The 21,480-nt window shown below is 67.8% G+C and carries 24 protein-coding genes and 1 tRNA gene; 12 read left to right on the plus strand and 13 right to left on the minus strand.

Annotated features, from left to right (window positions below; genetic code table 11):
• Positions 1 to 61 precede the first annotated feature (61 nt).
• On the minus strand, positions 62 to 2,197 hold the full coding sequence (gene pnp, locus PVW48_RS08740; RefSeq protein ID WP_012179658.1) for a polyribonucleotide nucleotidyltransferase: 2,136 nt from the start codon (positions 2,195 to 2,197) through the stop codon (positions 62 to 64).
• Positions 2,198 to 2,421: 224 nt separating this feature from the next.
• On the opposite strand from pnp, the gene PVW48_RS08745 reads away from it, so the two are divergent.
• Both PVW48_RS08745 and PVW48_RS08750 read left to right on the plus strand, forming a co-directional pair.
• The gene (locus PVW48_RS08745) at positions 2,422 to 3,330 is read left to right on the plus strand and encodes an endonuclease (protein WP_274581064.1); all 909 of its coding nucleotides are present in this window, start codon (positions 2,422 to 2,424) and stop codon (positions 3,328 to 3,330) included.
• Between the two features lie 39 nt (positions 3,331 to 3,369).
• Positions 3,370 to 3,726: a hypothetical protein gene (locus PVW48_RS08750; RefSeq protein WP_012179656.1), complete on the plus strand. Its 357-nt coding sequence runs from the start codon at positions 3,370 to 3,372 to the stop codon at positions 3,724 to 3,726.
• 98 nt (positions 3,727 to 3,824) lie between these two features.
• On the opposite strand, the gene rpsO is transcribed toward PVW48_RS08750, so the two are convergent.
• Positions 3,825 to 4,094 carry a 30S ribosomal protein S15 gene (gene rpsO / locus PVW48_RS08755; protein ID WP_012179655.1) on the minus strand — a complete coding sequence of 90 codons (270 nt, stop codon included), beginning with the start codon at positions 4,092 to 4,094 and terminating at the stop codon, positions 3,825 to 3,827.
• A 242-nt stretch (positions 4,095 to 4,336) separates the two neighbouring features.
• On the opposite strand from rpsO, the gene PVW48_RS08760 reads away from it, so the two are divergent.
• Positions 4,337 to 5,050 (plus strand): hypothetical protein, encoded by a 714-nt coding sequence (locus tag PVW48_RS08760; RefSeq protein WP_012179654.1) that lies wholly within the window; start codon positions 4,337 to 4,339, stop codon positions 5,048 to 5,050.
• Here the strand turns inward: PVW48_RS08760 and PVW48_RS08765 are convergent.
• From PVW48_RS08765 to PVW48_RS08775, 3 genes are all read right to left on the minus strand, one after another.
• Positions 5,047 to 5,934: an alpha/beta fold hydrolase gene (locus tag PVW48_RS08765; protein ID WP_012179653.1), complete on the minus strand. Its 888-nt coding sequence runs from the start codon at positions 5,932 to 5,934 to the stop codon at positions 5,047 to 5,049. The two genes, PVW48_RS08760 and PVW48_RS08765, sit on opposite strands and share 4 nt — an antisense overlap.
• Entirely contained in the window at positions 5,927 to 6,445 is a 519-nt protein-coding gene (locus PVW48_RS08770; protein ID WP_274581065.1) for a DUF1643 domain-containing protein, read from the minus strand. Before PVW48_RS08770 ends, PVW48_RS08765 begins: the two co-directional genes overlap by 8 nt.
• A gap of 128 nt (positions 6,446 to 6,573) precedes the next feature.
• Positions 6,574 to 7,473, minus strand: a complete 900-nt coding sequence (locus PVW48_RS08775; protein ID WP_274581066.1) for a LysR family transcriptional regulator — start codon at positions 7,471 to 7,473, stop codon at positions 6,574 to 6,576.
• A 155-nt stretch (positions 7,474 to 7,628) separates the two neighbouring features.
• Between PVW48_RS08775 and PVW48_RS08780 the strand changes: the two genes are divergently transcribed.
• Entirely contained in the window at positions 7,629 to 7,835 is a 207-nt protein-coding gene (locus tag PVW48_RS08780; protein ID WP_274581067.1) for a hypothetical protein, read from the plus strand.
• Between the two features lie 83 nt (positions 7,836 to 7,918).
• Here the strand turns inward: PVW48_RS08780 and PVW48_RS08785 are convergent.
• Both PVW48_RS08785 and PVW48_RS08790 read right to left on the minus strand, forming a co-directional pair.
• A tRNA-Ala gene (locus tag PVW48_RS08785) sits at positions 7,919 to 7,994 on the minus strand.
• Positions 7,995 to 8,093: 99 nt separating this feature from the next.
• Positions 8,094 to 8,420 (minus strand): TIGR02300 family protein, encoded by a 327-nt coding sequence (locus tag PVW48_RS08790; RefSeq protein ID WP_012179648.1) that lies wholly within the window; start codon positions 8,418 to 8,420, stop codon positions 8,094 to 8,096.
• A 102-nt stretch (positions 8,421 to 8,522) separates the two neighbouring features.
• On the opposite strand from PVW48_RS08790, the gene PVW48_RS08795 reads away from it, so the two are divergent.
• Together PVW48_RS08795 and PVW48_RS08800 are read left to right on the plus strand one after the other, a co-directional pair.
• Positions 8,523 to 9,215 carry a M48 family metallopeptidase gene (locus PVW48_RS08795; protein ID WP_274581068.1) on the plus strand — a complete coding sequence of 231 codons (693 nt, stop codon included), beginning with the start codon at positions 8,523 to 8,525 and terminating at the stop codon, positions 9,213 to 9,215.
• A gap of 31 nt (positions 9,216 to 9,246) precedes the next feature.
• A complete protein-coding gene (locus tag PVW48_RS08800) occupies positions 9,247 to 9,906 on the plus strand; it encodes a GntR family transcriptional regulator (RefSeq protein WP_012179646.1) in 660 nt (219 codons plus the stop codon).
• A 4-nt stretch (positions 9,907 to 9,910) separates the two neighbouring features.
• Here the strand turns inward: PVW48_RS08800 and PVW48_RS08805 are convergent, their stop codons facing one another.
• The 6 genes from PVW48_RS08805 to cobU form a co-directional block, all read right to left on the minus strand.
• The gene (locus PVW48_RS08805; RefSeq protein ID WP_274581069.1) at positions 9,911 to 10,609 is read right to left on the minus strand and encodes a glutathione S-transferase; all 699 of its coding nucleotides are present in this window, start codon (positions 10,607 to 10,609) and stop codon (positions 9,911 to 9,913) included.
• 79 nt (positions 10,610 to 10,688) lie between these two features.
• The gene (locus PVW48_RS08810) at positions 10,689 to 11,687 is read right to left on the minus strand and encodes an NADP-dependent oxidoreductase (protein WP_274581070.1); all 999 of its coding nucleotides are present in this window, start codon (positions 11,685 to 11,687) and stop codon (positions 10,689 to 10,691) included.
• Between the two features lie 63 nt (positions 11,688 to 11,750).
• Positions 11,751 to 12,101, minus strand: a complete 351-nt coding sequence (locus tag PVW48_RS08815) for a hypothetical protein (protein ID WP_012179643.1) — start codon at positions 12,099 to 12,101, stop codon at positions 11,751 to 11,753.
• 74 nt (positions 12,102 to 12,175) lie between these two features.
• Entirely contained in the window at positions 12,176 to 13,438 is a 1,263-nt protein-coding gene (locus tag PVW48_RS08820; protein WP_274581071.1) for a sulfite oxidase, read from the minus strand.
• Between the two features lie 175 nt (positions 13,439 to 13,613).
• Positions 13,614 to 14,186: a histidine phosphatase family protein gene (locus PVW48_RS08825; protein WP_274581072.1), complete on the minus strand. Its 573-nt coding sequence runs from the start codon at positions 14,184 to 14,186 to the stop codon at positions 13,614 to 13,616.
• The gene (gene cobU, locus PVW48_RS08830) at positions 14,183 to 14,707 is read right to left on the minus strand and encodes a bifunctional adenosylcobinamide kinase/adenosylcobinamide-phosphate guanylyltransferase (protein WP_274581245.1); all 525 of its coding nucleotides are present in this window, start codon (positions 14,705 to 14,707) and stop codon (positions 14,183 to 14,185) included. Before cobU ends, PVW48_RS08825 begins: the two co-directional genes overlap by 4 nt.
• A gap of 117 nt (positions 14,708 to 14,824) precedes the next feature.
• On the opposite strand from cobU, the gene PVW48_RS08835 reads away from it, so the two are divergent.
• The 6 genes from PVW48_RS08835 to PVW48_RS08860 all read left to right on the plus strand — a co-directional run bounded on the left by PVW48_RS08835 (position 14,825) and on the right by PVW48_RS08860 (position 21,396).
• On the plus strand, positions 14,825 to 15,706 hold the full coding sequence (locus PVW48_RS08835) for an RNA polymerase factor sigma-32 (protein ID WP_012179639.1): 882 nt from the start codon (positions 14,825 to 14,827) through the stop codon (positions 15,704 to 15,706).
• Between the two features lie 47 nt (positions 15,707 to 15,753).
• A complete protein-coding gene (locus PVW48_RS08840; protein ID WP_274581073.1) occupies positions 15,754 to 16,506 on the plus strand; it encodes a ChaN family lipoprotein in 753 nt (250 codons plus the stop codon).
• A 66-nt stretch (positions 16,507 to 16,572) separates the two neighbouring features.
• Positions 16,573 to 17,766 carry a bifunctional phosphopantothenoylcysteine decarboxylase/phosphopantothenate--cysteine ligase CoaBC gene (coaBC, locus tag PVW48_RS08845; RefSeq protein WP_274581074.1) on the plus strand — a complete coding sequence of 398 codons (1,194 nt, stop codon included), beginning with the start codon at positions 16,573 to 16,575 and terminating at the stop codon, positions 17,764 to 17,766.
• Entirely contained in the window at positions 17,763 to 18,230 is a 468-nt protein-coding gene (dut, locus tag PVW48_RS08850) for a dUTP diphosphatase (protein WP_274581075.1), read from the plus strand. The genes coaBC and dut overlap by 4 nt, the downstream gene beginning before the upstream one ends.
• A gap of 4 nt (positions 18,231 to 18,234) precedes the next feature.
• Positions 18,235 to 19,275 carry a HesA/MoeB/ThiF family protein gene (locus PVW48_RS08855; protein ID WP_274581076.1) on the plus strand — a complete coding sequence of 347 codons (1,041 nt, stop codon included), beginning with the start codon at positions 18,235 to 18,237 and terminating at the stop codon, positions 19,273 to 19,275.
• Positions 19,276 to 19,374: 99 nt separating this feature from the next.
• Positions 19,375 to 21,396, plus strand: a complete 2,022-nt coding sequence (locus tag PVW48_RS08860; RefSeq protein ID WP_274581077.1) for a M3 family metallopeptidase — start codon at positions 19,375 to 19,377, stop codon at positions 21,394 to 21,396.
• Positions 21,397 to 21,480 lie beyond the last annotated feature (84 nt).

Here is a 21,480-nt window from a genome sequence, read left to right on the forward strand (position 1 = left end):
AGGCCGAGGGTGCCGGAGTGTTTCGCGGCGCAACCCCGTCCGGGGCCGCGCCAGAGCGCGCTCAGTCGGCAGGCGCTTCTTTCTTGATCTCTTCGCCGGTCTCCTGGTCCACGACTTTCATCGACAGGCGCACCTTGCCGCGATCGTCGAAGCCCAAAAGCTTGACCTTCACCTCCTGGCCTTCCTTCAGAACGTCCGAAGGATGGTTCAGGCGGCGGTTCTCGATCTGGCTGACATGCACCAGCCCGTCACGCTTGCCGAAGAAGTTCACGAAGGCGCCGAAATCGACGATCTTCACCACGGTCCCGGTATAGACCTTGCCCTCTTCGGGCTCGGCCACGATCGAATGGATCATCTCGTAGGCCTTCTTGATCGCCTCGCCATTGGCGGACGCGATCTTGATGATGCCATCGTCGTTGATGTCCACTTTCGCGCCCGAGGTCTCCACGATCTCGCGGATGACCTTGCCGCCGGAGCCGATGACTTCGCGGATCTTGTCGGTCGGGATCTGCATGGTCTCGATGCGCGGGGCATGTTCCGAGAACTGCGAGCGGCCCTCGCTCAGTGCCTTGGACATCTCGCCCAGGATGTGCAGACGCCCGGCTTTCGCCTGCTCCAGCGCCTTCTCCATGATCTCGGGCGTGATGCCCGCGACCTTGATGTCCATCTGCAGCGAGGTGATGCCCTCTTCGGTACCCGCGACCTTGAAGTCCATGTCACCGAGGTGATCCTCGTCGCCCAGGATGTCGGTCAGAACCGCGTAGGAGCCGTCCTCTTCGAGGATCAGACCCATGGCCACACCGGCCACGGGGGCCTTCAGCGGTACGCCCGCATCCATCATGGACAGCGACCCGCCACAGACCGATGCCATCGAGGACGAGCCGTTGGATTCGGTGATCTCCGACACCAGACGAATGGTGTAGGGGAAGTCCGTCGCCGCCGGCAGAACCGCCTGCAGCGCGCGCCATGCCAGCTTGCCATGGCCGATCTCCCGCCGTCCCGGAGGACCGAAGCGACCAACCTCGCCGACCGAATAGGGCGGGAAGTTGTAGTGCAGCAGGAAGTTGGACTTGAAGTTGCCGTGCAGCGCGTCGATGAACTGCTCGTCATCACCGGTGCCCAGGGTGGTGACCACGAGGCCCTGGGTTTCGCCGCGGGTGAACAGCGCCGAGCCGTGGGTCCGGGGCAGGATGCCCACTTCGGACTGGATCGGACGCACCGTGTCCAGCGCGCGCCCGTCGATCCGGCGCCCGTTCTTGACCACGTCACCGCGCAAAATGCTGGATTCCAGCTTTTTCAGGGCGGAGCCGAGGTTCGGATCGGTCTGCTCTTCGTCGCTCAGGGTGGCGAGGATCGCGTCGCGGGCCGCAGAGATCGCGGTGACCCGCTCCTGCTTGTCGGTGATCGCGAAGGCGGCGCGCATCTGGTCTTCGCCAGCCGCTTTGACCTTGGCATAGAGCTCCGAGTAATCGGCGGGCTGGAAATCGAACGGCTCTTTCGCCGCAGTCTCGGCCAGCTCGATGATCAGGTCGATGACCGGCTGCATCTGCTCGTGCCCGAACTTCACCGCGCCCAGCATTTCCGCCTCGGACAGCTCATAAGCCTCCGATTCGACCATCATCACCGCGTCCTTGGTGCCCGCAACCACCAGGTCGAGACGCTGGTCGGGATTGTTGCGCAGGTCGTGCATGTCGTCCACGACCGGGTTGAGGACATATTCGCCATCCTCGTAGCCCACGCGTGCCCCGGCAATCGGGCCCATGAAGGGCACGCCCGAAATGGTCAGCGCCGCCGAGGCCGCGATCATCGCCACGATGTCGGGATCGTTTTCGAGGTCATGGGACAGCACGGTGCAGATCACCAGCACCTCGTTCTTGAACCCGTCCACGAACAGCGGGCGGATGGGCCGGTCGATCAGACGGCTGGTCAGCGTCTCTTTCTCGGTCGGGCGCGCCTCGCGCTTGAAAAAGCCGCCGGGGATCTTGCCGGCCGCGTAATATTTCTCGTTGTAATGCACGGTCAGCGGGAAGAAATCCTGCCCCGGCTTTTGCGACCGCGCGTAAGTCACTGCGGCCATCACGGAGGTCTCCCCATAGGTGGCGATGACGCAGCCATCGGCTTGACGGGCGATCTTGCCCGTTTCGAGGGTCAGCGTATCTTCCCCCCATTCCATGGTCTTCTTGACTTGGTTGAACATCTGTTTTTCCTGTAGGGGAGCACTCCCGGCCTTCCGGGTCTCCCAGTCCTATGGCGGCCCCATTGCCGCCGACCCCTGTCCTTCGCATCACGCCGGGGCCCGAGCGTCACGTCTCAGATTTCTCGCGGATACACCTTTTGCGCCCGTAAGAAAACCTGCAATCTGGGTGCGCTAACGGGACGTGCGGATTTCGCGCAGGTCCGGGCCGGAAAGGGCGGGGCGGTTTGACGGGGGTTCTGAGGGCGATCACGGGACTGGTTCTGGCCCTGGGGCTGGTGGCCTGTACGCAGTTGGTGCGCAATTCCGGTGCCGAAACCCTGCCACCGCGTCCCGAGGGCGCGCTGCGGCTGGCAAGCTACAACGTGCATTACATTGTGCTGGGCCGGGCCGAGGGCGCCTGGTCGCGCGGCGACTGGGAGCGGCGCAAGGGTCCGCTGGACGCGGCGTTCAAGGCGCTGGAGGCCGATCTCGTGGGCTTTCAGGAGATGGAGAGTTTCCTGCGCGGCTCCGATGGCAGCGTGAACCTCGCTCGCGACTGGCTGTTGGCGCAGAACCTGGGTTTCGCCGCGACCCATCACGGGAACTGGCGGGACACACCCCAGACCCAGCCGATCTTTTACCGCGCGGACCGGCTTGAGGCGCTGGAGGAGGGCTGGTTTTTCTTCGCCGACACCCCGGACGTGATCTATGCGCCGACCTTCAACGGGTCGTTCCCGGCCTTTGCCTCCTGGGCGCGGTTCCGCGACCGGGTGACCGGGCGGGTTTTCCGGGTGGTGAACGTTCATTTCGAGTTCAGAAGCATCTCGAACCGGCGGCTGTCGGCCGCGCTGGTGGCCGACCGGTTTGCCCCCGCTCTGGCAGCGGGGGAGCGGGTCGTGCTGTTGGGCGATATCAACGCGCGTCTGGGCTCGGCCACCCACGGCATTCTGGAGGACGCCGGCTGGACCTTCCTGCCCGTGGCCGGGGCCACTTATCACTTCAACCGGGGGCTGAATCTGTTCGGCGCCATCGACCACATCGCTCTGGCCGGGCCGATGGATGCCGCCGGGCCGCCGGTTGTCCTGCGGACGCGGTTTCCCGGCGAATGGCCCACGGATCATTACCCGGTGGTGGCGGACATTCTGCTGGAGTGAGCGGGCGAGCCGATCACACGCGGAGCGGGGGAAATTGGGATGGCGGTTATCTACGGTGCACTGATCCTTGGTGTGATCGGCTTTCAGGTCGCGCTGATCCTCGGAGCTCCCTGGGGGCGTCTCACGCAAGGCGGGCAGGTCGAGGGGGCCTTGCCACGGTCCGGACGGATGGTGGCCGCGCTGTCCATCGTCCTTCTGGTGGCCATGGCGCTGGCGATCCTGTCTGCGGATGGGCACTGGCCGGGCTGGCCGCGCTGGACCGGGTGGGGCGCTGTTGCCGTGACCGGGGTCAGCATGGTGCTGAACTGGATCACACCGTCGGCCGCGGAACGCAGGCTCTGGGGTCCGATCATGACATTGATGTTCGGACTGTCCTTCGCGGTGTGCTGGGCGTGAGGCGCAGATTTCGCTGTCTCGTTTCGTCTCGGACGCTCCGCACAGCAAAAAGCCCGCTCGGGTCGGAGCGGGCTTCGAAATCTCAGTCCGAGGGGCGCTTAGCGGCGCAGGCCCAGGGAGGAGATCAGCTTCTGGTAGCGGGCCTCGTCCTTGCCCTTGACGTAGTCGAGCAGCTTGCGGCGCTGGGCCACCATCATCAGAAGGCCACGGCGGGAGTGGTTGTCCTTCTTGTGCGACTTGAAGTGCTCGGTCAGGGTGGCGATGCGGCTCGACAGGATCGCGATCTGCACTTCGGGGGAGCCGGTGTCGCCCTCCTTGGTCGCGTATTCCTTGATCAGGCGGGCCTTTTCTTCGGCGGTGATCGACATCGGTGTCTCCTTCGATAGAGGTTTCAGGGTCAGCGCAGGCCGGGATGTCGTCCAGCAAGGCTCGTGGAACCCGCGCAGCGCGGCGCGGATGCGGGCGTATAGGCAAAAACCGGGCCGGTGAAAAGCCCCGATCTGCCCAGCGCGGGCAAAATCCTTGAGCAAGGATTTTGACAAGGATTTTTCTCAAAATCCTTGGCCCCGCGGCGATGGACCGTGCGGGTGGACAGATGTTAGGGTGGAGCATGTCCAAGTTTCCCGCCATCGCGACCGCTATCCTGACCCTGTCCTTCGTGCTCTCGCCCCTGGTGACCGAGCCGTTCAGCGGGTTTCGCGCCGAACAGTTGCCGATCCCGCAGGTGCGCCCCCCGGTGCAGCCCGCGGGTTATGCCTTCGCGATCTGGGGCGTGCTTTATGTCTGGCTGGTGGTGTCGGCGGCCTTCGGGCTCTGGAAGCGGCCCATGGCCGAAGATTGGGACCATGTGCGCTGGCCGCTGATGGTCAGCCTCGCGGCGGGCACGCCCTGGCTCTGGCTTGCGACCCATTCGGCGATCGGGGCGGCGGTGCTGATCTTCGCCATGCTGATCCCGGCGGTCATCGCGCTGCTGCGCGCGCCGCTTCGCGACCGGCTCTGGCTGCGCACGCCTATCGCGCTTTATGCCGGGTGGGTGAGTGCGGCGGCCTGCGTGTCGCTCGCCACGGTCGCGGCGGGCTACGGGGTGGGGTTCGGGGCGCTGTTCTGGGCGGTGGTGGGCGTGTCGCTGGCCTTTTTCATCGCGCGTTGGACCCAGAGCCGCCGGGCCGACACGCCGGAATACAGTGTCGCGGTGATCTGGGCCCTGACCGGCATCGTGGTCGCCAATGGCACGACCGAGCCGCTGGTCTCTGTGCTGGCCATGGTCGGGATCATCGCGCTGGTGCTGTTGTGGTGGACCGACCGGCATCCGGCCAAGACCTAGGATCCCTTGAAGAACGGCAGGAAGGTCGCGAGCACGTCCTCGGGCGCCTCCTCCATGGCGAAATGGCCCGAGACGCAGGACGCGTCTCGTACATCCGTGGCCCAGGCGCGCCAGTGATTTGCGGGATCGCCGGTCTGGGCGGGAAAGCCGCCCTTGGCCCAGAGGAACATCAGCGGCGCGCTAATCTTGCGCCCTGCTGCGGCGTCCGCGTCATCGAGCGCCCGGTCGAACGTGGCCCCGGCGCGGTAGTCGGCGCACATCGCGTGGATGCGGGCCGGGTCGCGGGCCTGGGCGCGGTAGCTGTCGAGGGCCTCGGGCGGGAACACGTCGAGCGATTTCGCCCGGGTCCAGGCGGCCAGGGTCCAGTCGATATAGGCCACAGGGTCCGCGCCGATCATCCGCTCGGGCAGGGGCGCGGGCTGGGCGAGGAAGGTCCAGTGGTAGGCCTTCATCGCGAGGGTTGCGTCCCAATTGGCCCAGAAGGCGCCGGTCGGCACGATCTCGATGATGCCCAGCCGGTCGACGCGGTCGGGCGCATCGAGCGCCAGCCGGTAGGCCACGCGGCCGCCGCGATCATGACCGAGGATATGAGCGCGGGGCAGGTCGAGCGCATCCATCAGCCCGGTGATGTCGCGCGCCATGGTGCGCTTGGCATAGGTGCTGTGATCTGCGTTGTCGGGGGGCGCGTCGCTGTCGCCGTAGCCGCGCAGGTCGGGGATGATCACGTGGAAATGCTCCGCCAGGGTGGGGGCGATACGGGACCAGCAGGCATGGTTCTGCGGATAGCCGTGGAGCAGGATCAGCGGGGTGCCGCGGCCCGCCTGGTGGACCGAGAGCGTGATCCCGTTGGTGGCGAAGCGGGAGCGGGTGAAGCCGTCAATCATTGCAAAACTCCCACGGTTCGGGCTGTTGCGTATAGGCGATGTAGAGCGGGTGCTTGGGGTGGCCCGCCTTGCTCAGCCCCAAGTGCAAGAGCGGTTTGCCCGTGCCGCGCAGCAGCTGCGTGACCTGCGGTCCGCGGTCCAGATGCGCGCCGTGGGTGCCCCAGGCGCAAAGCACCGCGTCGGCCCAGGCGGCCCCGTCGGTGATCGCCGCGTCATTGCCAGGGCCCACCGGGTCGCGGGCCGCGCGCATCGCCCGGGGATCGGTGTCGCGCCAGGCGAAGATGTTGCAGACCCGGAACGCGCCATAGCCGAGCGCGCGGGCGCGGCGCTCGCAGCGCTCGACCGTGGGGTCGTTCTGCACCTCGGTGGCGGTGGAGGGGTTCAGCATCACGAACAGGATGCGCCGCCCGTGCGCGTCCCATGTCCGGGTCAACGCGTAGCGGTAGTGCTCGCAGGGGGAATAGACGGCCGTGGAGGCGGCGTCGTCCTTTTGATGCGTGCGGGTGATCATCGCGCGTTTGTGGCCCGGGCGGGCGCGGGCGTCAACGGAGGTTGGGGGCGCCGCCCCCGTCGCGGTCGCGCCCCCCCCCGGAGTATTTTTGCACAGATGAAGGCATGTTTCGCGGCGGGCAGGGGGCGTCAGGGGGCGGTGCTGATCTCGGACAACTCCGCCAGCACGGTTTCCTGGGTGGCGTCCACCCGGGCGACGATGGTGTCGAGTGCGGTGTCGGCGGTTTCGCGCAGGGGGGCGGGCACGTCCTCGCGCCAGACCACCCAGACCGGGTAGGGAAACCGTGGCGCGTCGGGCACGAGGTGCAGGCGCCCGGCCTCCAGATCGGCGGCAATGGCGCGGGCTGGCAGGTAGGCTGCGGCTTGTCGCGACAGCAGGTAATCCCGCGCCATGGCCCCGAGAGCCAGGGTCAGGCCAGGATTGGTCAGCTCCGGCAGGGCGAGGGTGTGGGCATGGTGAAACTCCGGCCCCCAGTCGACGAAGACATAGCGCGCAGCCAGATCGTCGAGCCCGGCCTGCCACGAGGCGACGAGCACGAGATCTTCTTCCATCAGGTTGCGGGCGGCGAGGCCCGGGCGCAGGTGAGGGGTGTAGACCAGGGCCGCCTGGATCACGCCTTCGACCAGGAACCGGGTGAGGCGGTCTGGCATCCCGAGTTCCGCCCGCAGGCTGAGGGTCGGGGCGGCGGCGCGCAGACCGTCGATCCAGGGAAAGCCGAGCCGGGGCCAGAGGGAGTATTGCGCGCCGAGCGTGAGCGACTGGGTGAAGCCCTCGGGGACGCCGACCTGCTGGCGGGCTTCTTCCCAGACCTTCAGCAGCGACAGGGCGTAGGGCTCGAACGCGCGGCCGGCCGGGGTCAGCTCGGCCCCTGCCTTGGACCGGGAGAAGAGCGGTTTGCCGAGCGTGTCTTCGAGGCGCTGGATGCGCAGGCTCACGGCGGATTGGGTCACGAACAGCCGGTCGGAGGCGTTCACGAAGGAGCCGGTGGCGGCGACTTCGAGGAAGGTGCGGATGAGAATGATGTCCATCGGGACTTTATATCATCAAAACTCGTTTCAAACATAATTCCAATTCGTTTTTCTTGCTTCAAGCCGCGTTGTAGGTCGTGCCCATGGAAGCAGGCCTCGGCCACGCCCCTCGGGCGGAGACTTCCCAACCCTGCTGCCCGATGGAGATCGTGGAGATGATGACGAAGATTGCCGCTTCCAAACCCGTTCTGGCCGTGCTGTGCGCGGCGCTGCTGGGCCTTTCGGCCTGCTCCACCGACCAGGTGATCGACGGCTCCGTGGGCGTTGCCGCGGGGACCACCAAGGTCGTCGCGAAAGGGGCGATCGGGGCGGGCAAGCTGGCCTACCATGGCGGGGCGAAGGCGGTCGGCGCGCTGAAGTGAGCGGGCGGGGCGCGGCGCGGACAATCCGAATGCTGCATCAGCACCCCGGAGCGGGTCGCGTGACTTCGATGTCGGGGGGGGGGTGGTGGAGCCTAGCGGGATCGAACCGCTGACCTCCTGCATGCCATGCAGGCGCTCTCCCAGCTGAGCTAAGGCCCCAAATGCGCGAATGCTGTCGCATCCGCTGGCGTTGTTTAAGTAAGCGGCGCGGGGAGTGCAAGAGGGTTTTTCACCCCCCTGGAGACCCGCGCCAGCCGGTCAGTCGTCGTCGTCGCCGTCCGAGGCCACGTCGGCCAGATCGTCGAGCGCGACGGTGTCGTCATCGTCATCGTCGAGCACGTCGTCGTCGAGTTCGACCTCTGCATCGTCGAGTTCGACGACATCATCTGTCGCGGTCTCTTCTTCCTTCTTGGCGGCGGGAACCGCCTTCTTGTCCCGGGTCAGGGATACGGACGATTTGCGCCCGGTCTCGATCACCACTTCCTCGCCGGTATAGGGGCTGATGATCGGGGTGCGGTTCAGGTCGTAGAATCGCTTGCCGGTGGTCGGGCACAGGCGTTTTACGCCCCAGTCTTCCTTGGGCATTGCAGGTCCTCTTTGCATCGGGTGCCGGATCGGATCGGGGTCGGTTGCCACAAGCGGATGGGCATGTCAAAGGCTTTTGCAAGAGAGAGGAGCGCGCTGTCCATGACCGAGTACGAGTTGCCGGGTCCCCCGCCGATCGCCGTGTCGGTCAAACGCTCGGCCCGGGCCAAGCGGTACGGGCTGCGGATCTCGCGGCTGGACGGGCGGGTGACCCTGACCGTGCCGCGGGGCGGGACCGAGCGCGGGGCGCTGTCTTTCCTGCGCGCGCAGGAGGACTGGCTGCGCGCGCAACTGGCCACGCAGCTGCCTGCGCAACGGGTCGGGATCGGCACGCGGCTGCCGCTGGAGGGCCGGTTGGCCCGGGTGGTGGAGACCGAAGCGCGGCGCGGCGGGCTGGCGGGCGATTTCATCGAGGTGCCGGTGCGGGCGGCCTCGCCCGGTGCTTATGTCGCGGGATTGCTGAAGGCGCAGGCCCAGGCGCGGTTGTCGGAGGCGAGCGCGCATTATGCCGACCTGGTGGGACGGGCGTTCAGTGGGATCAGCCTGCGCGATACGCGGTCGCGCTGGGGGTCTTGTTCGTCGGCGGGGCGGCTGATGTATTCCTGGCGGCTGATCATGGCGCCGCCCGAGGTGCTGGATTACGTGGCCGCGCATGAGGTCGCGCATCTGGTCGAGATGAACCATTCGGCGGCCTATTGGCGGGTGGTGGCGCGGATCTGCCCGGACTATGCCGTCCATCGCGACTGGCTGCGTCAGGAGGGCGCGGGGCTGCACCGCTACCGGTTCAAGGATTGACCTGGCCCCGGGGCGGGGGTCTGATGCGCCCATGCTCCTGTCTTCGCGTCCCAACGATCCGGCCCCGGCGGCGCCCCATGTCCATGACCGGGTGTACCGGTCCCTGCGCACGCGGATCATGCATGGCGAGCTGGCGCCGGGCACACCGCTGACCCTGCGCGGGATCGGGCGGGAATACAGTGCGTCGATGACCCCCGCGCGGGAGGCCGTGCGGCGTCTGGCGGCGGAGGGGGCGCTGACCCTGACCGCCTCGGGCCGGGTGTCGACGCCGGAGCTGTCGAACGAGCGGATCGAGGAGCTGGCAGCCCTGCGCGCGCTGCTGGAGCCGGAACTGGCGGCGCGGGCCCTGCCGCGGGCGCACCTGGCGCTGATCGAACGGCTGGAGATGATCCAGGCGAGCATCGCGCAATCCATCGCGCGGGAGGACGCGGTGGGCTATCTGCGGACCAACCTCGAATTCCATCGGACCTTGTATCTACGGGCCCAGGCGCCCGCGATCCTGGCCATGGCCGAGACCGTGTGGCTGCAACTGGGTCCGACCATGCGCAAGCTGTACGGCCGGTTGCGGCGCACCGAGCCGCCGCATTTCCACAAGCTGATGATCGCGGCGCTGAAGGCGGGCGACGAGCCGGGTTTGCGGTTGTCGGTGCGGATGGATGTGACGCAGGGGCTGAAGCTGCTGGCGCAGTAGGCGGTCAGCCGGGCCAGTCCACGGTGGTGTAGTCCCGGCGGTAGGTGGGTTGTTCGGGTTGGGCGAGGCCCTTGGCGCGCCAGTCGCGCAGGAGGGGATGCGCCAGATGGGCGGCGACATAGGCCTGTGCGTCCGTCCCGACGCCGAGACCGTAGCCCGCGATGCGCATGGCCACGGGGGCAAAGAACACATCCGCGAGGCTGTAGGCCCCGAAAAGCCATGGCGCGCCGCCGCGCGACAGGCCCGAACAGCTTTCCCAAAGCGCCTCCAGCCGGTCGAGGTCCGCGCGGACCGCGTCGGACACGGGCACGTCGGTATAGGCCACGCGCAGGTTCATCGGGCAGGCCTCCCGCAGGGCGGAGAACCCGCTGTGCATCTCGGCCACGAGGCTGCGGGCGAGGGCGCGGGCGACCGGGTCGGCGGGCCAGAGCCCGGCTTCCGGGTGACGCTCGGCCAGGGTCTCGGCGATGGCGAGACTGTCGGTCAAAAGCCCGCCCTCGGGCAGGCGCAGGATCGGGACCGTGCGCGGGGCGGCGGCCCCGGTCAGCTCGGGCGCGAAGGCGGCGAGGTCGGTGCGGAAACCCGGCAGGTACATGCGGGTTTCCGTGAGGCTCACGGGCAACTCGAACGCGGCGAGGCTGAGCCAGCCGCGCAGGGACCAGCTCGAATAGGAGCGATCGGCGATCAGGAGGCGATAGGTCATGGGGCGAGCCTAGGGGCGGGCGGGGGGCGTTGGAAAACGCTTTTGCGTGACGCCGGGCATCACGATCCGTGATGAAGGTTCAGACCGCGATCAGCAGCTTGCCTGTATTCTCGCCGCGATAGAGCATGGAGATGGCGCCGGGCGCGGCCTCGGGGCCTTTGAGGATATGCTCGCGGGTGGTGATCTGCCCGGCGCGGAGCCAGTCCGCCAGCGCTGCGCGCGCCTCGGCCAGCCTGTCGCGGTAGTCGAAGATCAGGAACCCCTGCATCCGGGCGCGGGCGACCAGCAATTGCCGATGCACCCTGGGGCCGGATGGGATCGGATCCCATTCGGTGATGGCGGCGGTGCCGCAGATGGTGATCCGCGCGCCTTGGGCCAGATGCCCCATCACCGCATCGGAGATCGGCCCGCAGGTGTTGTCGAAATAGCAATCGACCCCGTCGGGGCAGGCATCGGCGAGGGCGGCGCCCACATCCTGTGCCTTGTAGTCGATGGTGGCGTCGTAGCCGAAGGCCTCGGTGCAGAGGGCGGTTTTCTCGGGCCCGCCGGCGATCCCCACGGTGCGGCAGCCCATGAGCCGCGCGATCTGACCCACGGCGGAGCCGACCGCCCCCGCGGCGGTGGAGACAACCACGGTGTCGCCTGCCCGGGCCGCGCAGGTCTCCCGCAGGCCGAAATACGCGGTGGTGCCGTTCAGCCCGAGAATGCCGAGCGCGTAGCTGCGTGGCAGGTCGGTCTCGGTCACCTTGCGGGCAATGGTCTCGCCGGGGAGGCAGGCATGGGTCTGCCACCCGAAGAGGCCCTCGACCACGTCGCCCTCGGCGTAACCGGCATGCCGCGAGGCCAGCACGTCGCCCACCGCGAAGGCGCGCATGGGATCGCCGAGCGCCACGGGTGGCGAGTAGTTGGGCACGTCATTGGCCCAGCCGCGCTGGGCGGGATCGACCGACCAGTGGGTGATCCGGATCAGGACCTCGCCCTCTGCCGGGTCGGGCACGGGGGTTCGGGTGATGTCGAAATGTTCGGGCTGCGGCACGCCCACGGGGCGGCGGGCGAGTATGACCTGGGTGTTCTGCATCGGGGTCCTCCGGCCCGCACAAGAGGACGGAGGCGCGGGCGCGTCAAGGCCCGCGCGGCCCGGTCAGTTCTGGGGAAAGTGGGGGCGGTCGGGATTGTAGTAGGTGGCGAGGTAATCGAGGATCAGGTCGCGATCCTCTTCGACGATTTCGCCCATGCCCATGTCCTCCACCATCCAGACGAGGATCTCGTCCCAGCCCTCGCGGGTCTGGCCCTGCTGGGCGATGATCATCTCTGAATGGCAGGCGGTGCAGTAATCATAGGTGATCTGCGCCCCCGGCGCGACATGGAGCTTGCCCACGTCATAAATCACCTCGGAGTTGCCGTCATCGTCCGTGACGGTGATCTCGGCCATGGCCGCGCCGCAGGCCAGCAGCAGGGCCGCGCCCCAGAATGTGGTCTTGGTCAGTCGCATATGTCTCGTCGTCCTTGGCAGGGAGCGGCGCAGCCCGCGCGGGGCTGCGCCGGTGGCTTGCGGGTCGGTCGGGGTCAGCTGACCATCAGGCCGACGCGGTGCAGGCTGTTGTTGTTGTAGCCGCGGGGGTTCCAGGCAATGGCGTGGGGTTGCGAGACGCCCTCGCTGTCGGTGGCGCGGGCCCAGACCTCGTAATAGCCTGCCTGGGGGAAGCTGACCGATGTGCGCCAGTTCTGCCAGGCGCCCGGGTTCACCGGCGCGTCGAGATCGGCCTCGGCCCATGTCGCGCCGAAGTCGATGGACACCTCGAGCCGCTCGATGGTGCGGTCGCCGACCCAGGCATGGCCGCGCACCTCGGTTTCCATGCCCGACTCCGCGCCGTTCATCGGGAAGGTGATCAGCGATTTCACCGGCATCGCGCCCATCACGACCATGTCCTCGTTGGGAACATCCGTGCCCGGGGCCACCGGATAGGCGGGCACGCGGTAGGACTGGCCGCCCATCTTCTCGCCGTCATGCTCCTGGTCGCGGACCCAGATCCGGGTCAGCCATTTCTGCGAGCACGAGCCCGGCCAGCCCGGCACCACCAGCCGCAAAGGCGCGCCGTTCATCGGGTGCAGCGCCTCGCCGTTCATCTCGAACGCGATCAGCACGGTTTCGTCCAGCGCCTTCTCGATCGGGATGCCGCGCGAGAGGGGGAACTTGTCCGGATCGCCCGACAGGTGGATATCCGCGCCCTCGTGGCCGGTATAGACGGCGGCGTCTTGGACGCCCGCGGCCTCCAGCACGTCCTTGAGCCGCACGCCGGTCCATTCCGAGCATCCCACCGCGCCCACGGTCCACTGGTTGCCACGCGCGGGCGGATCGAAGGCCGCCCGGCCGTTGCCGCCGCATTCGATGTGCAGGGCACGGGTGACGACCTCGAAATTGTTGCGCAGATCGTCGATGGTCATGGTCATCGGATTGTCGACGAAGCCGTCCACGGTCAGGGTCCAGCCCTCGGGCGAGGTGCTGTCGGGCAAGAGGCCGTTGTTGCGGATGAAGTGGCGCTCGGTCGGCGTGATGGCGTCGTCGAGCAGATGCGCGGGCGTTTCCGCGTTCACCGGGCGGTCGCCCAGCAGGGTCAGCCCGTCCTTGCCGGCAAGCGGGCTGTCATCGGCGAAGGCAGCGAGCGTCATCCCCCTGGGCATGTGCCGCTCGAACGGGATGGTCAGGCCCGCGACCGCGCCCGCGGTGGCCAGCCCCGCGGTCCGCAGGAAGCGGCGCCGGTCCTTGCGGGTCGGCGCGTCCTGCGGGCCCGCATCGGCGGGGGTGTCTGTGTGGCTGTGGTTGTCCATTGCGTCTCTCCCAAAAAACGATGGCCCGCCGCGTGTTGTGCCCGTCTCTGGTATCCGCGGGCATGCGCGGTGGCCCTCCCCAAGCGCTGCGACCATATGACCAATCGCGCCGATGACGCAAGGTAACCTGCGTTAAAAATTCATGTAATCCGATGCGGGAGGTTTCCCACTCCGCTCAGGGCAGATGATTGATCGTCTCGACCTGCCAGGCGGTGCCCGTGCGGCGCAGATGGGTGACCGAAAGGTTGTCGATCTTGTGGGCGAAGGCCTCCCGCGCAGTGACGCCGAGCGCGCGCTGCACCTGGGTCAGGATCACGCCGAAATGCGCCACGGCGACGAGGGGGCCGGGGGCAGCCTGGGCGTCGACCCAACCGTCGACCCGGGTGCGCAGGGTGTTCCAGCTCTCGCCGCCGGGGGGGGCGACATCGCCGGGCTGGTCCCAGAAGGCGAAGATGCGGTCGCGGTCCTCGGCCTCGATCTCGGCGTGGTGGCGCATTTCCCAGGCGCCGAAATGCATCTCCCGCAGGGCGGGGGCGTGGGGCAGGCGGAGGCGGCCGGCGGCGATCGCGTCCGCCGTGGTCGCCGCACGGGTGAGGTCCGAAGACACCACCCGCGCCGCGGCCGGCAGGTAGGCCGCCAGCCGGGCGAGGGCGGCGGTGTCGCCCAGATCGGCGGGCAGGTCGGTCCAGCCGACCATGCCCTTTGCATGGGTCGGGCCGTGGCGCACCCAGTACCAGTCCTGGGTCATGGCGCACCCTTGAGAAACATCGGCAACCCGGCGGCGACGAAAACCACCGTCTCGGCGCGGGCCGCGAGCCGCTGGTTCAGCCGGCCTTGCGCGTTGCGGAAGTCCCGCCCGAGCCGATGTTCGGGCACGATCCCCATGCCGGTTTCGTTGCTGACAACCACCACGGGGGCGGGGCAGTTTTCCAGTGCCTCGAAGAACTCCTCCACAGCGATGGGGGTCTCGACCTCGTCGGCGAGCATGACGTTGCTGAGCCAGAGCGTGGCGCAATCGAGCAGCACGACCTCCGCGGCGTCGACCTGCGCGAGGGCTGCGCCGATGTCGCGCGGCGCCTCCAGCGTGCGCCAGCCCGGGCCGCGATTGTGGCGATGGGCGGCGATTTTTTCGGCCATTTCGGCATCGAATGCCTGGGCGGTGGCGACATAGACCCGGGGGCGGCTGGTTTTCGACACAACGCCTTCTGCAAAAACGGATTTTCCGGATGCAGCCCCCCCGAGAACCAGGGTCAACCGCGGCAGATTCATGGTCAAAACCGGCTCCTTTTGAAAAATATCGTCATTTTTGGTGATCCGGTTTGGACTTGCCCGCGTACCTCCTATGCCAAGCGAGAAAACAGGACGCAATGTCCGCAGGGGGTTGATATGGCGCTAGACGGATATTCAGGTGAAATGAGTTTGTCCCGGCGTGCGATGCAGGCCGAATTGCTCGACGCGGAAACGGAGCTGAGGCTGGCCTATGCCTGGCGCGATCAGCGGGACGAAGAGGCGCTGCACCGCCTCATCACCGCGTACATGCGCCTTGCGATCTCCATGGCGGCGAAATTCAAGCGCTACGGCGCCCCGATGAACGACCTGATCCAGGAAGCGGGTCTGGGCCTCATGAAGGCCGCTGACAAGTTCGACCCGGATCGCGGTGTGCGGTTCTCGACCTATGCGGTGTGGTGGATCAAGGCGTCGATCCAGGATTACGTGATGCGGAACTGGTCGATGGTGCGGACGGGGTCCACCTCGTCCCAGAAGTCTCTGTTCTTCAACATGCGCCGGGTTCAGGCCCGTCTGGAGCGCGAAGCGGCCTCGGCGGGCGAGCCCCTCGACCGGCACCAGCTGCGCCAGATGATTGCCACCGAGGTCGGTGTGCCTCTGCATGACGTCGAGATGATGGAAGGACGCCTCGCGGGCTCCGACTATTCCCTGAACGCCACCCAGTCGACCGAGGACGAGGGCCGCGAATGGATCGACACGCTGGAAGACACCGGCGCGCAAGCCGCCGAACTGGTCGAGCAGGATCATGATATCGAGACCCTGCGCGGCTGGCTGATCACGGCGATGGACGCACTGAACGAGCGGGAACGCTTCATCGTGCGCGAGCGCAAGCTGCGCGACCAGCCCCGGACGTTGGAAAGCCTCGGCCAAGAGTTGGGCCTGTCTAAAGAGCGTGTGCGGCAGCTCGAAGCGGCCGCCTTCGGCAAGATGCGCAAGAACCTGATGAACCAGTCTTCCGAGGTTCGCCAATTCTTCGCCTGATCCTTCCGGCTCTCCTCCTGCTCGCCCGCCCCCTCCCGGCGGGCGAGTTGCTGTCTGAGGACCTCACGCAGCTGCCCCGGGCGGATGTGATCATCCTGGGCGAGTTGCATGACAGCCCGATCCATCACCTGAACCAGGCCACGGCGGTGGCGGCGATCGCGCCCAGGGCGCTGGTCTTCGAGATGCTGTCGCCCGGGCAGGTGCAGGGCCTGACCGAGCTGGATTGGATGGATGTCGAGACCCTCGGCGCGGCGCTGGGCTGGGCCGACAGCGGCTGGCCCGATTTCGAGATGTATTGGCCGATCTTCGAGGCCGCGCCGGATGTGCCGCTTTATGGTGCGGCGCTGCCTCGGGCGTTGGTGCGCGGATCGGTCGCCAAGGGCCCGGCAGAGAGCTTTGCCGAGGCCGGGGGCGATCCCGCGCGCTACGGGCTTGATCAGCCTTTGCCCGAGGACCAGCAGGCCGAGCGCGAAGCGATGCAGATGGAGGCCCATTGCGATGCTTTGCCCGCCGAGATGCTGGGCGGCATGGTGGGCGCGCAGCGGTTGCGCGACGCGGCCTTTGCCGACACGGTTTTGCAGGCGCTGGAGGCCCATGGTCCGCCCGTGGTCCTGATCACCGGCAACGGCCATGCGCGCACCGACTGGGGGGTGCCCTGGTACCTCAACCGCGCTGCGCCCGAGGTGACGGTCTATGCGCTGGGCCAGTTTGAGTCCGCGCCCGAGGAGGCGCCGCCCTTCGACGGCTGGCTCGTGACCGCACCGACAGAGCGCGACGATCCGTGCGCGGCCTTCCGGTAGCGTGTAGTTGAGTTCCGGGCCAGCCGGGCCTACACCTTGGGAAATCGCGCAAAAAGGGCGGCCAACATGCTGGCAGGCAAACGCATTCTCCTGATCATCGGGGGCGGTATCGCGGCGTACAAGGCGCTCGACCTGACGCGGCAATTGCGCCGGGTGGGGGCGTCGGTCACACCTGTGCTGACCCGGGCCGCCGAGGAATTCGTCACCCCCCTGAGCGCCTCGGCCCTGGCCGCCGAGAAGGTCTATCGCGACCTGTTCGACCTGACCGACGAGGCGGAGATGGGCCATATCGAGCTGAGCCGGGCCGCGGACCTGGTGGTGGTGGCCCCTGCCACGGCGGACCTGATGGGCAAGATGGCAGGCGGGCTGGCCAACGACCTGGCCTCGACGCTTCTGATGGCGACGGACAAGCGGGTGCTGATCGCACCGGCGATGAACGTGCGGATGTGGGACCACCCCGCGACCCGGCGCAACCTTGCGACATTGCAGGGCGACGGCGTGCTGGTGGTGGGGCCGGACGAGGGGGAGATGGCCTGTGGCGAGTTCGGCCCCGGACGGATGAGCGCGCCCGAGGACATCGTGGCGGCCATCGAGGCGGCCCTGTCGGAGGGGCCCTTGGCGGGACGGCATGTGCTGGTGACTTCCGGCCCGACCCATGAGCCGATCGATCCCGTGCGTTACATCGCCAACCGGTCCTCCGGGGCGCAGGGCACGGCGATTGCGGCTGCCTTGCGGGATCTGGGCGCGCGGGTCAGTTTCGTCACCGGCCCCGCGGATGTGCCGCCCCCCGCGGGCGTGGCGGTCACGCGGGTGCAAACGGCCGTTGAAATGCTTGCGGCGGTGGAGGCGGCCTTGCCCGCGGATGCGGGCGTCTTTGCCGCCGCGGTGGCGGACTGGCGAGTGACGGAGGCAGCCACATCGAAAATGAAGAAGGACGCGGCAGGTACGCTGCCCAGCCTCAGTTTCGCCGAAAATCCGGATATCCTGGCCACGGTGTCCAAGGGGCCGCAACGGCCCGCGCTGGTCGTGGGGTTCGCCGCCGAGACCGACGATGTGACCGCCCATGCCACCGCGAAACGGCTGCGCAAGGGCTGCGACTGGATCGTGGCCAATGACGTCTCACCCGCCACGGGGATCATGGGCGGCACCGAGAATGCCGTGACCCTGATCACCGAGGCGGGGGCCGAGGATTGGCCGCGCATGGACAAGGCGCAGGTGGCCGCGAAGCTCGCCGCCCGGATCGCCGAGGCGCTTGCATGAGCCTGATGATCGAGGTGCTGCGCGAGCCTTGGGCGGATGAGGCAATCCCCTTGCCCAGCTACGAGACGGCCGGAGCGGCGGGTGCGGACCTGCGCGCCAACCTGCCGCCCGAGATCCGCGATCAAGGCGTCGAGATCCAGCCGCTCTGCCGGGTGATCGTGCCCACGGGGCTGCGGGTGGCGATCCCGGCGGGCTACGAGATGCAGATCCGGCCGCGATCTGGCCTTGCGCTGAAACATGGGCTGAGCCTGCCCAACACGCCGGGCACCATCGACAGCGATTATCGCGGTCCCCTGGGCGTGCTGTTGACGGTGATCGGGACCGAGGCGGTGACGTTGCACCATGGCGACCGGATCGCCCAGGCGGTGATCGCGCCGGTGGTCCAGGCGGTGTTCGCGCCGGTGGACCGGCTGGACGAGACCGCGCGCGGCGCGGGCGGCTTCGGCTCGACAGGGCGGGGGTAGCGCGATGTTTTTCGTCTTCTTTCTTGCCCTGACCATCTGGCTGGTGGCGCGCCGCGCCGGGCTGCCATCGCAGGCGCGCTGGCTGCTGCTGGGTCTGCTCTACGTGGCGGTGCTGGGCATCCAGGTATTGTTGCCCGAGGGCACGCCCTTGCGGGTGATGACCGGTGGGTCGCCCGCGCTCTGGCTGATCCTTGGCGGGTTCGCGGTGCTGGTGGTGCTCTACCGCGCCGGGCTGCGCCGGGTGCGGGCACGGGTGCAGGCCCCGCCGCCCTCGGAAACCCGGCAGACCGGCCCGTTCTCGGACGTGGAACTGGACCGCTACGCCCGCCACATCGTGATGCGCGAGATCGGCGGGCTGGGCCAGAAGCGGCTGAAGGAGGCCAAGGTGCTGGTCGTGGGGGCCGGGGGGCTGGGCTCGCCCGTGCTGCTTTATCTGGCGGGGGCCGGGGTCGGCACCATCGGGGTGATCGACCACGACACCGTGAGCCTGAGCAACCTGCAGCGGCAGGTGATCCATACGGATGCGCGGTCAGGCATGCCCAAGGTTTTTTCCGCCGAGATGGCGATGACCGCGCTCAATCCGCACATCACCGTGCGCCCCTACAACCGGCGGCTGACGGCGGAGATCGCCGAAGAACTTTTTGCCGAATACGACCTGATCCTCGACGGCAATGACAATTTCGAGACCCGAACCCTGGTCAACAAGGCGGCTGTCGCCACGGGCAAGCCCCTGATTTCCGGCGCGATTGCCCAGTGGGAGGGGCAGATCAGCTTGTTCGATCCGGTGCGCGGCGCGCCCTGCTATGCCTGCATCTTCCCCAAGGCGCCGGCGGACGGCCTCGCCCCCTCCTGCGCCGAGGCGGGGGTCGCAGGGCCGCTGCCGGGAGTGATCGGCACCATGATGGCGCTGGAGGCGATGAAGGAGCTGACCGATGCCGGCACGGGGCTGAGTGGGCGCATGATGCTCTACGATGCGCTGAACGCCGAGACCCGGACCGTGAAGCTCAAGCGCCGCGCCGACTGCCCGGTCTGCGGGCATATCTGAGCCAGGATCGCGCGCCCGGGTCTGATACCGCTTGTTTTCAGGGCTGTGGTTGTTGCCGGGTCGCGGGCGTCCTAGGTTCATCCCAAAGGAGACCCGCCCATGACCAACCCGCTTCTCGACACCTGGACCCCGCCCTACGGCCTGCCGCCCTTCGACCGGATCGAGGATGCCCATTTCGCGCCGGGGCTGGAGGCGGCGCTGACCGAGGCGCGGGCCGAGATCGCGGCGATCGCCGGGTCGGCCGAGGCCCCGACATTCGACAACACGATCCGCCCGCTGGAGGCCGGGGCGCGCAAGCTGGGGCAGGTGGTGCGGGTGTTCTACCACGTCGCCGCCACGGACAGCACGCCCGCGCGCGAGGCGCTACAGAAGGACTTCAGCGCCAAGCTGAGCGCCTATAATTCCGAAGTGATCTCCAACGCGGCGCTCTTTGCCCGGATCGCGGCGGTCTGGGAGGGGCGCGAGGCCCTCGGGGCCGAAGAGGCGCGGGTTGCGGAGCTGTATTACAAGGACTTCACCCGGGCGGGCGCGGCCCTCACCGGGGCCGACAAGGACCGGATGACGGAGATCAAGGCGCGGCTGGCGATGCTGGGGACGGAGTTTACCCAGAACCTGCTGGCGGATGAGCGCGATTGGGTGATGCCGCTGGCCGACGTCGATCTGGAGGGGCTGCCGGAGTTCGTCGTCGCCACGGCGCGCGCGGCGGCCGAGGAGCGCGGGATGGACGGGCATGTCGTGACCCTGTCGCGGTCGCTGATCGTGCCGTTTTTGCAATTCAGCCCGCGCCGGGATTTGCGCGAAAAGGCCTATGAGGCCTGGGTTGCGCGGGGCGAGCATGATGGCCCCACGGACAATCGCGGCATCGCGGCACAGGTTCTGGCCCTGCGGGAGGAGCGCGCCAAACTGCTCGGCTACGACAGCTTCGCGGACTACAAGCTGGAGCCGGAGATGGCCAAGACCCCGGCGGCGGTGCGCGATCTGCTGATGGCGGTCTGGGCCCCGGCCAAGGCGGCGGCGGAGGCCGATGCCGAGGTGCTGACCGCGATGATGCAGGAGGATGGGGTCAACGGGCCGTTGGAGGCCTGGGACTGGCGCTATTACTCCGAAAAGCGGCGGCAGGCGGAGCATGACCTGGATGAGGCGGAGCTGAAGCCGTACCTGCAACTCGACAAGATGATCGAGGCGGCGTTCGATTGTGCCGCGCGCCTGTTCGGGCTGTCCTTTGCCCCCATCGATGCACCGCTGGCCCACCCGGACGCACGCGCCTGGGAAATCCGGCGCGGCGAGCGGTTGATGGCGGTGTTCGTGGGGGATTACTTCGCACGGGCGGGCAAGCGGTCGGGGGCCTGGTGCGGGTCGCTGCGCGCGCAGCACAAGCTCGACGGGGATACCCGCGTGATTGTCACCAACGTGTGCAACTTCGCCAAGCCGGCCAAGGGGCAGCCCGCGCTACTGTCGTTCGACGATGCGCGCACGCTGTTTCATGAGTTCGGCCATGCGCTGCATCATATCCTGTCGGACGTGACCTATCCGATGATCTCGGGCACCTCGGTGGCGCGGGACTTCGTGGAGCTGCCGAGCCAGCTTTACGAGCATTGGCTGGAGGTGCCCGAGGTGCTGCGCGCCTTCGCGGTCCATGCGGAGACCGGCGCGCCGATGCCCGCCGACCTGCTGGCGCGGATGCTGGCCGCGGCAACCTATGACATGGGGTTCCAGACGGTGGAATATGTGGCCTCGGCCCTGGTCGACCTGGATTTCCACGAGGGCGCGGCCCCCGCGGACCCAATGGCGCGGCAGGCGGAGGTGCTGGCCAAGCTGGGCATGCCCCACGCGATCCGGATGCGCCACGCAACGCCCCATTTCGCCCATGTGTTCGCGGGCGACGGCTATTCTTCGGGGTATTACAGCTACATGTGGTCCGAGGTGATGGATGCCGATGCCTTCGCGGCCTTCGAGGAGGCCGGCAGCGCCTTCGACCCCGACACCGCCGCCAAGCTGGAGGCGCATATCCTGTCGGCGGGCGGATCGGCGGAGGCAGACGGGCTATACCGCGCGTTCCGCGGCCGGATGCCGGGGGTCGAGGCCCTGCTCAAGGGACGGGGGCTGGACAAGGCCGCGTGATCCTGCGGCGCAGGCAGGGCCGGGAAGATTAATCCCCCGCAAAAGGTCTGCCGTGGTATATTGGCCGCAGTCGTCGTTTCACAG

The organism is Dinoroseobacter sp. PD6 (assembly GCF_028807315.1).
Taxonomy (GTDB): domain Bacteria; phylum Pseudomonadota; class Alphaproteobacteria; order Rhodobacterales; family Rhodobacteraceae; genus Dinoroseobacter; species Dinoroseobacter shibae.